Genomic DNA, 13133 nt, shown 5'->3' on the forward strand with positions numbered 1-13133 from the left:
CGAATCCCGGGATCAGCTGAGCGCGGGGCTCAGTGGGTCTCGGGACGGAGGACCTTGGTCCGGAGGACCGACTCGTTCAGGTTCATCTGGCGGTCGAGCTCCTTGACGACCGCAGGCTCGGCCTGCAGGTCGATGACCGAGTAGATGCCCTCGGGCTTCTTCTTGATCTCGTAGGCGAGACGACGACGGCCCCAGGTGTCGACCTTCTCAACCTTGCCGCCGCCGTCACGGACGACAGACAGGAAGTTCTCGATCAGCGGGGAGACAGCGCGCTCCTCGAGATCGGGGTCGAGGATGACCATCACCTCGTAGTGACGCATGTGGAACCCACCTCCTTTGGACTCAGCGGCCACGGTCGTTCCGTGGCAGGAGGGTTGTGATGCGTACGCAACGGTATCGGCCGCCACTGACAAGCGGGGTTCCCCTCAGGGGAGCCGGTCGGTGTGACCTGGACAGGTCTGGGCAGACACCAGTGCAGAGGGTACAGACTACCCGCACACGCGCTTCCGGTTGAAATCCGGCCGTCGGGCCGGACAATCTGTACACAACGGGTGCGTACGGCGCTACGATGCGCCGCCTTCCGCAGGAGGTGCCCATGGCACAGGCATTGCAACCCAACACCGCCGGTTCCCTCTTCGCCTCGGACGGCAAGCCTCATCCGCTGCAGGACGCCCTGATGGCGGTGACGCTCGCCCTGGGCGTGCTGTCCTTCATCACCGCCTTCTTCCACAGCCTCCACCTGCTGACCTCGTGGGCGGGCCTGGTGGCGCTGTGCACCGGCGTGTACGGACAGTGGATCTCGGTGACCACGCGGCAGCGGTTCGGCCTCATCCTGGGCCTCGGTGCCGCGGGGGTCGGCTTCCTGATCGGCATGGCGCACGGTGGTCTGTTCGGAGGTGTCGTCGGCTGACTCCCCGGCCTTCAGGCCCGTATGCCCAGTCGGGGCGCTCGCGAGGCGCAGTAGGCTTCGGCGCGAGAGCCGGAGCCCCTGAACCCATGGGGACACACCAGCCCGAGGAGCGCCCCGAATGACCCTGACCCTGAGGACCATCAGTCGCGAGCAGCATCTGGCCTTCATCCAGAGCCTGCCGGCGGCGAGCCACATGCAGGTCCCGGCCTGGGCCGATGTCAAGGCGGAGTGGCGCTCGGAGAACCTCGGCTGGTTCGACAAGAGCGGTCACCTGGTCGGCGTCGGCCTGGTCCTCTACCGCCAGCTGCCCAAGATCAAGCGTTACCTCGCCTACCTGCCCGAGGGCCCGGTCATCAACTGGTACGCGCCGAACCTGGACGACTGGATCCAGCCGATGCTGGCGCACCTGAAGCAGCAGGGCGCCTTCTCCGTGAAGATGGGCCCGCCGGTCATCATCCGCCGCTGGAACGCCGACACGATCAAGCGGGGCATCCAGGACCCGGACGTCAAGCGGCTGCGCGACCTGCAGGCCGACTACATCGAGCCGCGTGCCTTCGAGGTGGCCGACAAGCTGCGCCGCATGGGCTGGCAGCAGGGCGAGGACGGCGGCGCCGGCTTCGGTGACGTGCAGCCCCGGTACGTCTACCAGGTGCCGCTGGCCAACCGCTCCCTGGAAGAAGTCCACAAGAACTTCAACCAGCTGTGGCGCCGCAACATCAAGAAGGCCGAGAAGGCGGGCGTCGAGGTCGTCCAGGGCGGTTACCAGGACCTGCCCGAGTGGCAGCGGCTGTACGAGATCACGGCCGTCCGGGACCAGTTCCGGCCGCGCCCGCTGTCGTACTTCCAGCGCATGTGGACCGCCCTCAACACCGAGGACCCCAACCGCATGCGGCTGTACTTCGCGCGCCACAACGGCGTGAACCTCTCCGCGGCGACGATGCTGATCGTCGGCGGGCACGTCTGGTACTCCTACGGCGCCTCCGACAACATCGGACGCGAGGTCCGGCCGTCGAACGCGATGCAGTGGCGGATGCTGCGCGACGCCTACGCGATGGGCGCCACCGTCTACGACCTGCGCGGTATCTCCGACTCCCTGGACGAGACCGACCACCTCTTCGGTCTGATCCAGTTCAAGGTGGGCACCGGCGGTCAGGCCGCCGAGTACCTCGGCGAATGGGACTTCCCGCTGAACAAGCTGCTCCACAAGGCGCTCGACATCTACATGTCGCGCCGCTGAGCCGCCGGCGTTTGATTCCATAGCCTTCACAGCTTTTCCCTCTCTGATTCACCCCAGCCACGAGAAAGGTCCCGGGTCCGGCCATGGCGCTCACGCTCTACGTCGACACCGCGCGCTGGCGGGCGCACCACAAGCACGTGCAGGAGCAGTTCCCAGGGCTCGTCCCGGTCTGCAAGGGCAACGGCTACGGCTTCGGACACGAACGGCTGTCGGAGGAGGCCACTCGGCTCGGCGCCGACCTGCTCGCCGTAGGCACCACGTACGAGGCCGCGCGCATCAAGGACTTCTTCGGCGGTGACCTGCTGGTGCTGACGCCGTACCGGCGCGGCGAGGAGCCCGTCCCGCTGCCCGACCGGGTGATCCGCTCGGTGTCGTCCGTCGACGGCGTCTACGGCCTGGTGGGCGCCCGTGTCGTCATCGAGGTGATGTCCTCGATGAAGCGGCACGGCGTCAGCGAGCAGGACCTGCCGCAGCTGCACCAGGCCATAGAGAACGTCCGGCTGGAGGGCTTCGCCATCCACCTGCCGCTGGACCGCACCGACGGCTCGGACGCCGTCGAGGAGGTCATCGGCTGGATGGACCGGCTGCGCGCGGCCCGGCTGCCGCTGCACACGATGTTCGTCAGCCACCTCAAGGCGGAGGAGCTGATCCGCCTCCAGCAGCAGTTCCCGCAGACCCGGTTCCGCGCCCGTATCGGCACGCGGCTGTGGCTGGGGGACCACGAGGCCACCGAGTACCGCGGCGCGGTCCTGGACGTCACGCGCGTGGCGAAGGGCGACCGGTTCGGCTACCGGCAGCAGAAGGCGGCCTCCGACGGCTACCTGGTGGTCGTGGCGGGCGGTACGTCGCACGGGGTGGGCCTGGAGGCCCCGAAGGCCCTGCACGGCGTCATGCCGCGCGCCAAGGGCGTCGCCCGGGCCGGTCTGGCCACGGTCAACCGGAACCTCTCCCCGTTCGTCTGGGGCGGCAAGCAGCGCTGGTTCGCCGAGCCGCCGCACATGCAGGTGTCGATCCTGTTCGTGCCCTCGGACGCCCCCGAGCCCCATGTGGGCGACGAGCTGGTGGCCCACCTGCGGCACACCACGACCCAGTTCGACCGCATCGTGGACCGCTGAGCCGGGTCACGACAGCGGGAAGGCCGTATCCGGAGTTTCCGGGTACGGCCTTCCGCGTGCCCGCACCCCGCCGTCGGGGTGCGCGGTGCTCTCAGAGCGGGCGGTCGTCGGGGGACGGTGCGCCGGGACGGCCCCAGTCCACCGGCGGTGCTCCGAACCGGGCGTCCTGCCCGGGCGGGCCGGCCGCCGCGGCGCCGAGCGCGAAGGCATCCGGTGCCCCGTCGAGCACCCCGCCCGAGGGATCGTCGTCCCCGGACCGGCGCGCCACGTCCCGCTCGGGCATGAGGATGTCCCGCACGACGACGGCACACAGGTACAGCGTGCCCAGCAGGTGCACCACGATCGCCCAGTGGTAGCCCTGGGTCGGCAGTCCCTTGTGGGCGTCGCCGCTGGTCGTGTAGGCGAGGTACATCCAGATGCCCAGGAAGTACGCCACCTCGCACGCCTGCCAGATCAGGAAGTCCCGCCACTTGGGCCGGGCCAGGACCGCCAGCGGTACCAGCCACAGGACGTACTGCGGCGAGTAGACCTTGTTGGTGAGGACGAAGGCGGCCACCATCAGGAAGGCGAGCTGGGCGAAGCGCGGCCGGCGCGGGGCGGTGAACGTCAGCGCGGCGATGCCGAGGAAGCACAGCGCCACCAGCACGGTGGCCGCGTTGTTGATGAAGCCGGTGGTGGGCGGGTCGCTGGAGTTCTGGGCCCAGATCAGCCAGAAGGAGCCGAAGTCGACGCCGCGCTCCTTGCTGAAGGTGTAGAACTTCGCCCAGCCCTCGCGGATGTGGAAGCCCGACGCGTCGTGGGTGAGCATCACCGGCAGGTTCACCACCAGCCAGGCACCCACCGCGCCCGCCAGGGCCTGGAAGAACGCGCGCCACTTCCCGGCCCGCCAGCACAGCACCAGCAAGGGGCCGAGCAGCAGGAAGGGATACAGCTTGGCGGCCGTGGCGAGGCCCAGCAGGACACCGAAGGCGAGGGCCCGGCCCCGCGACCACATCAGCATCGCGGCGGCCGTCAGCGCCACGGCGAGCAGGTCCCAGTTGATGGTCGCGGTCAGGGCGAAGGCGGGCGCCAGGGCGACCAGCAGGGCGTCCCAGGGGCGTCGGCGGTGGGTCCGGGCCACGGTGACGGCGATGACGGCGGTGCACGCCATCAGCATCCCGGCGTTGACGAACCAGTACCACCGTTCCTGGTGCTGGAGGGAGCCGCTGTGCGGGGTCAGCCAGGAGGCCACCTCCATGAACACACCGGTGAGCACCGGGTATTCGAGGTAGTCCATGTCGCCGGGGAGCTTGTCGAAGTACGGCACGAGATCGTCGGCGAATCCGCGGCCCTGGTAGAGGTGCGGGATGTCCGAGTAGCAGGCGTGGGTGTACTGGCTGCTCGCGCCGAAGAACCAGGCGTTGTGGTAGCAGGGTGCCTTCTGGACCAGACCGAGGGCGAACATGCCGATGGCCACGAGCGCCACGATCCGTACCGGGGTCCACCAGGAGAACCCGGGCAGGGCGCGTCGTCCCAGGGGGCCGCCGATCAGCTCGCTGCCGGCGGCGGCGACCTCGTCCTCCCTGGTCGGCGGCACCTGTTCTGCCGTGCCGGGCCGCACGGGCTCGGGCTCGTGCTGGCTCGCGGGCGTCGTCTCTGCACTGGGCATGGGGCACATCCTGCCGTACCCGTCCGGGAAGCCGTACCCGTCCCGGAACACGCCGAGGGCCGCCGCACCTCGTGGGTGCGACGGCCCATGTTTCACGTGAAACGCTCCTGGCGGGCTGTACCGCGCCAACCGGCCGGAACCGGGCTAGCCCTCCTGGCCCGCGAACCAGCCTCCGCCGTCGTTGCCGTTGCCATTGCCCCGGCTGGTTCCGGGGGCGGTGGTCTCCGTGCCGGTGGGCGTCGGGAAGGTGCCTCCGTCGGTACCACCCGTGTCCGTGCCTCCGATGCCGTTGCCGCCACCGTCGGCGCCGCCGTTGGCGTTGCCGTTGTCACCGCAGTTGTCGCCCCACCCGAAGCCGCAGGTCTCGCTCGCCGAGGGGGTCGGCGTGGGCGTCGTCTTGCTGGGGGTCGGGGTCGGTGTGGCGCTCGGCGTCCGGCTCGGGGTGGGGGTGAAGCTCGGGGTCGGCGAGGGGGCTCCCGCCTGGTCCTGGACCGTGCCGATCGGGGTGGCCTTCGGGAAGCCCGGGTCGTTCTGGCCCTTGAGCGCCGCCTTCATGTAGTCGGTCCACACCTGCGTCGGGATGTCACCACCGTGGATCGAGTCCGTGTTCGCGGTGCCGTTCATGGACAGCAGCTTGTGGTCCTTGGGGTTCTCACGGAACATCGCCACCGAGGTCGACAGCTGCTGGGTGTAGCCGACGAACCAGGCCGACTTGTTCTCGTCGGTGGTACCGGTCTTGCCCGCCGCCGTGCGACCGAGCGCGAGAGCCTTCGTGGCGGTGCCGTTCTGGATGACGTTCTCCAGGACGTCCGTGACGTTGTTGGCGATGTTGGGGTCCATCGCCTCCTTGGGGGCGGGCTTCGGCTTGACGAAGCTGGGCGCGTCGGTGCCGTTGAACTTGACGGCCGTCACGGAGTACGGGTCCGTCTGCTGACCGGACGCGGCGAAGGTCGCGTAGGCATCGGCCATACGGATCGCGCTGGGCGTGGAGGTACCGATGGCGAAGGACGGGTTGAGGTCCTGCGACATGCTCTGGTCGAGGATGCCGGCCCGCCGGGCGACATCACGCACCTTGGTCATCCCCACGTCGACACCGAGCTGGACGAAGGGGGTGTTGATGGACTGCTCCATCGCCTTGCGCAGGGTGATGTACCCCCAAGGGCGGGGGCCCTCGTTGTTCTGGAAGAAGTAGGAGTTGTCCTTGTTGAGGTAGTAGGTCCCGTCCGGCTTGCGCACCTTGAGGTGGTCGTTGCCGTTGTACTTGCTCAGCGGGGAGACGCCCTGCCCGCCGGACTTGTACGTGCCGTACTCCATGGCCGCGGCGAGCACGAAGGGCTTCCAGGTCGAGCCCACGGGGACACCCGAGGTGTCGGCGTTGTTGGTGAAGTGCCCGTTCTCGTAGCCCTCACCGCCGTACAGCGCCACGATCGCGCCGTCCTTGGGCTTCACCGAGGCCGCGCCGAACTGGACGTACTTGTCCAGCTCCCGGTGCTCCGGGTCGAGCTTCTCCTTCTGCACGTTCTTCACGGCCTTGGCCAGCGCGCTGACCTTGTCCTTCTCGAAGGTCGTGTAGATCTGGTAGCCACCCCGGTCGAACTGCGCCTCCGTGATGTCGGAGTGGGCGAGGACGTACTTCTTCGCCGTGTCGACCAGGTAGCTGACCTGGCCGGTCATCCCCCTGGTCGCCTTGCGGCCGTCCGGCTTGGGGTACTGGGCGATGGCTTCCTTGTACGCGGCGTCGCTGAGGTGCTTGTCCTTGTGCATCTCGCCGAGGATCCAGGCCCAGCGCTCCTTGGAGCGCTTCTCGTTGGCCTGCGGGGTCGCCGTCTTGTCGAGGTCCTGGTTGCCCGCGGGGTCGTAGTACGTCGGGCCCTTGAGCAGCGCGGCCAGGACGGCGCACTCGCTCGGCTTCAGGTCGACGGCGTTCTTGCCGTAGTAGGTCTGCGCCGCGGCCTGGATGCCGTACGCGCCCCGCCCGAAGTACGAGGTGTTCAGGTAGCCCTGGAGAATCTGGTTCTTTTCGAGCTTCGTGCCCACCTTGATGGAGATGAACATCTCCTTGAACTTGCGGGTGACGGTCTGCTCCTGGCTCAGGTACGTGTTCTTCACGTACTGCTGGGTGATCGTGGAGCCACCCTGCGTCTGACCGCCCCGGGCCATGTTGGCCATGGCGCGCGCGATGCCCATGGGGTCGACGCCGGAGTCATCGTAGAAAGACTTGTTCTCGGCGGAGATCACCGCCCACCGCATCGCCTCGGGGATCTGGTCGATGCTGACGTTCTGCCGGTTGACGCCGGTGCCCGTGGCCACCATCTGGGTGCCGTCGGACCAGTAGTAGACGTTGTTCTGCGACTTCGCCGCGTCGTTCTCGTTGGGGATCGCGACCATCGCGTAGCCGACGCCGATCATCACCACGAGGCTGCCGACGAAGCCGACGAACAGCCCGCTGACCAGCTTCCAGGACGGTACCCAGCGCCGCCAGCCGTCCTTGCCGGCCCGGGGGTAGTCGATGAACCGCTTCTTGCCGGGCGCCGTCGTCGCGCGGCCCCTGCCGCGTCCCGGACCCGTGTTGTCGGCCCCTCTGCGCCGGCCGCCTCTCTGCGCCGCACGGCGCGCCTCGGCCCGGCCGCCGTAGGGGCGCTCCTCGCCGCCCGGGCCGGCGGAGTCCGGCCCATGGGAGCGGAACCCATAGGAGTCGGCAGGAGACCCGGTGGCGCCTCGCGGTGCCGCACGGCGGCCGGAGGACGAGCCGGACTGGCCGCGTCGGGCCGCGGCACGTCCGCCTCCCTGCGGCTGCGGCGGTTTGCGACGGTGCTCGCTCATCGAACGATTACTCCTCGGGCAGGCGCACCCGTGCGCGCCTGGAACGGCGGCTGGTTTCCGGTCCCCCCGGAGTACGGATGTGGTCGGTCCCGCATTCACCCGTACTGCACCGGGGACGAGGACGCTCCCCAGGCGTCACGCGGTTCCCGGTGGTGTCCATGCCGCACAGACTACGCATCGCCAAAACGCACCGAGCTCCGAAGTTCACCCCAAAACAGGCAACTTGCCTCCTACGAATCGGTGATGTGATCCCGTTCACCGCCGCCCCCCTTGTCGCATGTGACGAGCCGTTCTATCGTCGTGATGTATCGAACCGATACATCAGCGTGAGATAAGGCGCTGACAGGCACTGCGAGACCTGCGGGACCACCCCGCGGGCCGGGAGGAGGCGACGATGAGCCGGCGCTCCGGCATCCTCGAGTTCGCCGTGCTCGGCCTGCTGCGGGAGTCCCCGATGCACGGCTACGAGCTGCGCAAACGGCTGAACACGTCGCTGGGCGTGTTCCGTGCGTTCAGCTACGGGACGCTCTACCCCTGCCTCAAGACGCTGGTCGCCAACGGCTGGCTGATCGAGGAGCCCGGGAACACCCATGACGACGCCCTCGCCGCTCCCCTGGCCGGACGCCGCGCCAAGATCGTTTACCGGCTGACGGCGGAAGGCAAGGAACACTTCGAGGAGCTGCTCTCGCAGACCGGCCCCGACGCCTACGAGGACGAACACTTCGCCGCGCGGTTCGCCTTCTTCGGGCAGACCTCGCGCGATGTGCGCATGCGCGTCCTGGAGGGCCGGCGCAGCCGCCTGGAGGAGCGCCTGGAGAAGATGCGCGCCTCGCTGGCACGCACCCGGGAGCGCCTCGACGACTACACGCTTGAGCTCCAGCGCCACGGGATGGAGTCCGTGGAGCGCGAAGTGCGCTGGCTGAACGAGCTCATCGAGAGCGAGCGGGCCGGGCGGGACCTGAGGGGTTCCGCATCCGGGGGGCCCGCTCAGCAGGACACCACCAATGGATCGACGGGCGGCCTGCCCCGTCGCGGGGAGGCCCCCCGCACGGATACGCCCGACGACACCGCCACGTGAGACCCGGTCAGGGCCTCACTCGTACACACAGGGAGCAACCGGAATGGGTTCGGTTCGCGTAGCCATCGTCGGCGTGGGCAACTGCGCCGCGTCGCTGGTGCAGGGAGTCGAGTACTACAAGGACGCCGACCCGGCGTCCAAGGTCCCCGGCCTGATGCACGTGCAGTTCGGTGACTACCACGTGCGCGACGTCGAGTTCGTCGCGGCGTTCGACGTCGACGCCAAGAAGGTCGGTCTGGACCTGGCGGACGCCATCGGCGCCTCCGAGAACAACACCATCAAGATCTGCGACGTGCCCAGCACCGGTGTCACGGTCCAGCGCGGCCACACCCTGGACGGTCTCGGCAAGTACTACCGCGAGACCATCGAGGAGTCCGCCGAGGAGCCGGTCGACGTCGTCCAGGTCCTGAAGGACAAGCAGGTCGACGTCCTGGTCTGCTACCTGCCCGTGGGCTCCGAGGACGCGGCGAAGTTCTACGCCCAGTGCGCCATCGACGCCAAGGTCGCCTTCGTCAACGCCCTCCCGGTCTTCATCGCCGGCACCAAGGAGTGGGCGGACAAGTTCACCGAGGCGGGCGTCCCGATCGTCGGTGACGACATCAAGTCCCAGGTCGGCGCGACCATCACGCACCGCGTCATGGCGAAGCTGTTCGAGGACCGCGGTGTCATCCTCGACCGCACGATGCAGCTGAACGTCGGCGGCAACATGGACTTCAAGAACATGCTCGAGCGCGAGCGCCTGGAGTCCAAGAAGATCTCCAAGACGCAGGCCGTCACCTCCCAGATCCCCGACCGGGACCTCGGCGAGAAGAACGTCCACATCGGCCCGTCCGACTACGTGGCCTGGCTGGACGACCGCAAGTGGGCCTACGTCCGCCTCGAGGGCCGCGCCTTCGGTGACGTCCCGCTGAACCTGGAGTACAAGCTCGAGGTCTGGGACTCCCCGAACTCCGCCGGTGTCATCATCGACGCCCTGCGCGCCGCGAAGATCGCCAAGGACCGTGGCATCGGCGGCCCGATCCTGTCGGCCTCCTCGTACTTCATGAAGTCCCCGCCGGTCCAGTACTTCGACGACGAGGCCCGCGAGAACGTCGAGAAGTTCATCCGCGGCGAGGTCGAGCGCTGAGGCGCTGAGGACCGCTCGCACGAAACGCTCCTGCCAGGGCTGTGAAGGTCCCCGGGTCTCGCGACCCGGGGACCTTCCGCATGTGTGAGGCTGTCGCCCATGCCCGTCGTACGTGACCTGCGCCTGCTGTGGAGCCTGCGGCGTTTCCGGCACCTGCTGTACGTCCGCCTCCTGTCCCAGGGCGCCGACGGTGTGTACCAGGTCGCGCTCGCCGCGTACGTCGTCTTCTCCCCGGAGCGACAGGCCTCGGCCGCCGCCATCGCCTCGGCCATGGCCGTCCTGCTGCTCCCCTACTCCCTCGTCGGCCCCTTCGCCGGTGTCCTGCTGGACCGCTGGCGGCGCCGGCAGGTCTTCGTGTACGGCAATCTGCTGCGGGCCCTGCTGGCGGCGGCCACCGCCGTACTGATCACCAGCGAGGCCCCCGACTGGATGTTCTACGTCTCCGCGCTGTGCGTCACGGCTGTCAACCGCTTCGTACTCGCCGGGCTCTCCGCCGCCCTGCCCCGGGTCGTCGACGCCGAGCGCCTGGTACTGGCCAACTCGCTCTCCCCGACGGCCGGCACCCTGGCCGCGACCGCCGGAGGGGGCCTGGCCTTCGGCGTCCGGATGGTGGCGGCGGATTCCGACGCGGCGGTGGTCCTGTGCGGCGCCCTTCTGTATCTGGGCGCGAGCCTCGCGTCCTTGCGCCTGCCCTCCGGCCTCCTCGGCCCCGACCGGCGCCCGGCCCGGCCCCGGCTCGGCGCGGCGCTCGCCGGGACCGCGCGCGAGCTGCCGGCGGCCATCCGGCACCTGACGGCACCCCGGCGCCGCGAGGCGGCATGGGCGCTGGCCGCGATGACGCTGATGCGCTTCTGCTACGGGGCGCTCCTCGTCCTGCTGCTCATGCTCTGCCGGCACGCCCTGGCCGACACCCCCGAGAAAGGGCTGCGACTGCTGGGGGCGGCGCTGGCGCTGTCCGGCGCCGGGTTCTTCGCTGCGGCCGTGGTGACACCGTGGGCGGCGGGACGGCTGGGCCCCCGGCGCTGGATCGTGGTGTGTTCCGGTGCGGCCTTGGTGCTGGAGCCCGCGCTGGGACTTCCGTTCGCCACCGGGCCGCTCATGGCCGCCGCCTTCGTCCTGGGGCTGATCACCCAGGGAGCCAAGATCGCCACGGACACGATCGTCCAGGCGTGCGTGGAGGACGGCTTCCGAGGCCGCGTCTTCTCCGTGTACGACGTGCTCTTCAACGTCGCCTTCGTCGGTGCGGCGGGGGTGGCCGCGCTGATGCTGCCGCCGGACGGCCGCTCGGCGGTGCTGGTGATGCTCGTCGCCCTGCTCTACGGCGTGATCGCCGTGGCCCTGGCCCGCTTCGGGCGGCGGTGAGCCGACAAGCAGCCCGTGGCCGGCAGGACAGAGCGAGGGCCGATGTTTCACGTGAAACATCGGCCCTCGGTGTCACCGTCCCGGACGGATGTTTCACGTGAAACACCACCGGGCCCCGCTCAGCTCTGCGCGGCCCACCACTCCTTGAGGGCCGCCACCGCGGCATCGTGTCCCAGGGGGCCGTGCTCCAGGCGCAGCTCCAGCATGTGCTTGTACGCCTTGCCGACGGCCGGGCCCGGGCCGACCCCGAGGATCTCCATGATCTGGTTGCCGTCGAGGTCGGGGCGGATCGCGTCCAGCTCCTCCTGCTCCTGCAGCTGGGCGATCCGCTTCTCCAGGCCGTCGTAGGCCCGGGAGAGCGCCGCCGCCTTCCGCTTGTTGCGCGTGGTGCAGTCGGAGCGGGTCAGCTTGTGCAGACGGTCGAGCAGCGGGCCCGCGTCACGGACGTAGCGGCGGACCGCCGAGTCCGTCCATTCCCCGGTGCCGTAGCCATGGAACCGCAGGTGAAGTTCGACCAGCCGGGAGACGTCCTTCACCAGCTCGTTGGAGTACTTCAGGGCGGTCATGCGCTTCTTGGTCATCTTCGCGCCGACCACCTCGTGGTGGTGGAAGGAGACCCGGCCGTCCTTCTCGAAGCGGCGGGTGCGCGGCTTGCCGATGTCGTGCAGCAGCGCGGACAGCCGGAGAGTGAGGTCGGGGCCGTTCTCCTCCAGCGCGATCGCCTGCTCCAGGACGATCAGCGTGTGCTCGTAGACGTCCTTGTGCCGGTGGTGCTCGTCGCTCTCCAGCCGCAGCGCCGGCAGCTCGGGCAGGACGTACTCGGCGATCCCGGTGTCGACCAGCAGCGTCAGCCCCTTGCGCGGGTGCGAGGACAGCAGGAGCTTGTTGAGTTCGTCCCGGACCCGCTCCGCCGAGACGATCTCGATCCGCCCGGCCATCTCCGTCATGGCGGTGATGACCTCGGGGGCCACCGTGAAGTCCAGCTGGGCGGCGAACCGGGCGGCCCGCATCATGCGCAGGGGATCGTCCGAGAAGGACTCCTCGGGCGTGCCCGGGGTCCTCAGCACACGGGCCGCGAGGTCCTCCAGACCGCCGTGCGGATCGACGAAGGTCTTCTCCGGCAGCGCCACGGCCATCGCGTTGACCGTGAAGTCGCGGCGGACCAGGTCCTCCTCGATGGAGTCGCCGTACGACACCTCCGGCTTGCGCGAGGTGCGGTCGTACGCCTCCGACCGGTAGGTGGTGATCTCGATCTGGTAGCCGCCCTTGTGCGCGCCGACCGTGCCGAAGGCGATCCCCACCTCCCAGACGGCGTCCGCCCACGGCCGGACGATCTTCAGTACGTCCTCGGGGCGGGCGTCGGTGGTGAAGTCCAGGTCGTTGCCGAGCCGGCCGAGCAGCGCGTCACGGACCGATCCGCCGACCAGGGCGAGCGAGAACCCGGCCTCCTGGAAACGGCGGGCGAGATCGTCGGCGACGGGGGCCACCCGCAGCAGCTCGGCGACCGCGCGCTGCTGCGCCTGGCTCAGGGCAGAGGGAGTGTCTTCGTTGGGGTTCGGCACAACAGAAGAGAGTACGTGCCCCGCGCGCCCGAAGGCGGCCTGGCCGGAGACGGTCATCGGCGTGCGCCCGCCCCCGAGCACCCTGCCGGCGCGGTGGGACAGCTCCCGGCATACCCACCGTAAGCGCAGCTCTCGCGGCGTACGGCCGCTCTCCCCTCGATACTGGATATAGAGGACGCGTCGCGGCTGTTCGCCGATCTTGTGAAGGAGACCGCGGCACTTCCCTTCAGCGCACATCGTTACCATGCGTGGACGCACATTCCGACGACCAC

At 69.2% G+C, this 13133-nt stretch carries 10 protein-coding genes; 6 read left to right on the forward strand and 4 right to left on the reverse strand.

Features of this window, described 5'->3' with window-relative positions; translation table 11 throughout:
- Positions 1-29: 29 nt before the first annotated feature.
- Positions 30-320, reverse strand: a complete 291-nt coding sequence (gene rpsF / locus IH25_RS0125570; protein WP_014673750.1) for a 30S ribosomal protein S6 — start codon at positions 318-320, stop codon at positions 30-32.
- Between the two features lie 275 nt (positions 321-595).
- On the opposite strand from rpsF, the gene IH25_RS0125575 reads away from it, so the two are divergent.
- The 3 genes from IH25_RS0125575 to IH25_RS0125585 all read left to right on the forward strand — a co-directional run bounded on the left by IH25_RS0125575 (position 596) and on the right by IH25_RS0125585 (position 3262).
- Entirely contained in the window at positions 596-910 is a 315-nt protein-coding gene (locus tag IH25_RS0125575; protein WP_030615110.1) for a hypothetical protein, read from the forward strand.
- A gap of 118 nt (positions 911-1028) precedes the next feature.
- Positions 1029-2147 carry a lipid II:glycine glycyltransferase FemX gene (locus IH25_RS0125580; protein WP_030615112.1) on the forward strand — a complete coding sequence of 373 codons (1119 nt, stop codon included), beginning with the start codon at positions 1029-1031 and terminating at the stop codon, positions 2145-2147.
- 83 nt (positions 2148-2230) lie between these two features.
- Positions 2231-3262: an alanine racemase gene (locus tag IH25_RS0125585; protein WP_030615117.1), complete on the forward strand. Its 1032-nt coding sequence runs from the start codon at positions 2231-2233 to the stop codon at positions 3260-3262.
- A 91-nt stretch (positions 3263-3353) separates the two neighbouring features.
- Here the strand turns inward: IH25_RS0125585 and IH25_RS0125590 are convergent, their stop codons facing one another.
- Both IH25_RS0125590 and IH25_RS0125595 read right to left on the reverse strand, forming a co-directional pair.
- Positions 3354-4910, reverse strand: coding sequence for a glycosyltransferase family 87 protein (locus tag IH25_RS0125590; protein ID WP_030615119.1), 1557 nt, complete (start codon positions 4908-4910; stop codon positions 3354-3356).
- A gap of 144 nt (positions 4911-5054) precedes the next feature.
- The gene (locus IH25_RS0125595; RefSeq protein ID WP_209445371.1) at positions 5055-7733 is read right to left on the reverse strand and encodes a transglycosylase domain-containing protein; all 2679 of its coding nucleotides are present in this window, start codon (positions 7731-7733) and stop codon (positions 5055-5057) included.
- Between the two features lie 394 nt (positions 7734-8127).
- On the opposite strand from IH25_RS0125595, the gene IH25_RS0125600 reads away from it, so the two are divergent.
- The 3 genes from IH25_RS0125600 to IH25_RS0125610 all read left to right on the forward strand — a co-directional run bounded on the left by IH25_RS0125600 (position 8128) and on the right by IH25_RS0125610 (position 11299).
- Positions 8128-8811, forward strand: a complete 684-nt coding sequence (locus tag IH25_RS0125600; RefSeq protein ID WP_030615125.1) for a PadR family transcriptional regulator — start codon at positions 8128-8130, stop codon at positions 8809-8811.
- A 43-nt stretch (positions 8812-8854) separates the two neighbouring features.
- Positions 8855-9937 (forward strand): inositol-3-phosphate synthase, encoded by a 1083-nt coding sequence (locus tag IH25_RS0125605; protein WP_030615128.1) that lies wholly within the window; start codon positions 8855-8857, stop codon positions 9935-9937.
- A 99-nt stretch (positions 9938-10036) separates the two neighbouring features.
- Positions 10037-11299, forward strand: coding sequence for an MFS transporter (locus IH25_RS0125610; protein ID WP_030615131.1), 1263 nt, complete (start codon positions 10037-10039; stop codon positions 11297-11299).
- A 119-nt stretch (positions 11300-11418) separates the two neighbouring features.
- On the opposite strand, the gene IH25_RS0125615 is transcribed toward IH25_RS0125610, so the two are convergent.
- On the reverse strand, positions 11419-12861 hold the full coding sequence (locus IH25_RS0125615; protein WP_030615135.1) for a CCA tRNA nucleotidyltransferase: 1443 nt from the start codon (positions 12859-12861) through the stop codon (positions 11419-11421).
- Positions 12862-13133 lie beyond the last annotated feature (272 nt).

Source organism: Streptomyces achromogenes subsp. achromogenes (assembly GCF_000720835.1).
Taxonomy (GTDB): domain Bacteria; phylum Actinomycetota; class Actinomycetes; order Streptomycetales; family Streptomycetaceae; genus Streptomyces; species Streptomyces achromogenes.

Excerpts from the sequence above, each read along its gene's own strand:
- rpsF (WP_014673750.1), bottom strand. The coding sequence starts at position 320 with ATGCGTCACTACGAGGTGATGGTCATCCTCGACCCCGATCTCGAGGAG.
- IH25_RS0125575 (WP_030615110.1), top strand. The coding sequence starts at position 596 with ATGGCACAGGCATTGCAACCCAACACCGCCGGTTCCCTCTTCGCCTCG.
- IH25_RS0125580 (WP_030615112.1), top strand. The coding sequence starts at position 1,029 with ATGACCCTGACCCTGAGGACCATCAGTCGCGAGCAGCATCTGGCCTTC.
- IH25_RS0125585 (WP_030615117.1), top strand. The coding sequence starts at position 2,231 with ATGGCGCTCACGCTCTACGTCGACACCGCGCGCTGGCGGGCGCACCAC.
- IH25_RS0125590 (WP_030615119.1), bottom strand. The coding sequence starts at position 4,910 with ATGCCCAGTGCAGAGACGACGCCCGCGAGCCAGCACGAGCCCGAGCCC.
- IH25_RS0125595 (WP_209445371.1), bottom strand. The coding sequence starts at position 7,733 with ATGAGCGAGCACCGTCGCAAACCGCCGCAGCCGCAGGGAGGCGGACGT.
- IH25_RS0125600 (WP_030615125.1), top strand. The coding sequence starts at position 8,128 with ATGAGCCGGCGCTCCGGCATCCTCGAGTTCGCCGTGCTCGGCCTGCTG.
- IH25_RS0125605 (WP_030615128.1), top strand. The coding sequence starts at position 8,855 with ATGGGTTCGGTTCGCGTAGCCATCGTCGGCGTGGGCAACTGCGCCGCG.
- IH25_RS0125610 (WP_030615131.1), top strand. The coding sequence starts at position 10,037 with ATGCCCGTCGTACGTGACCTGCGCCTGCTGTGGAGCCTGCGGCGTTTC.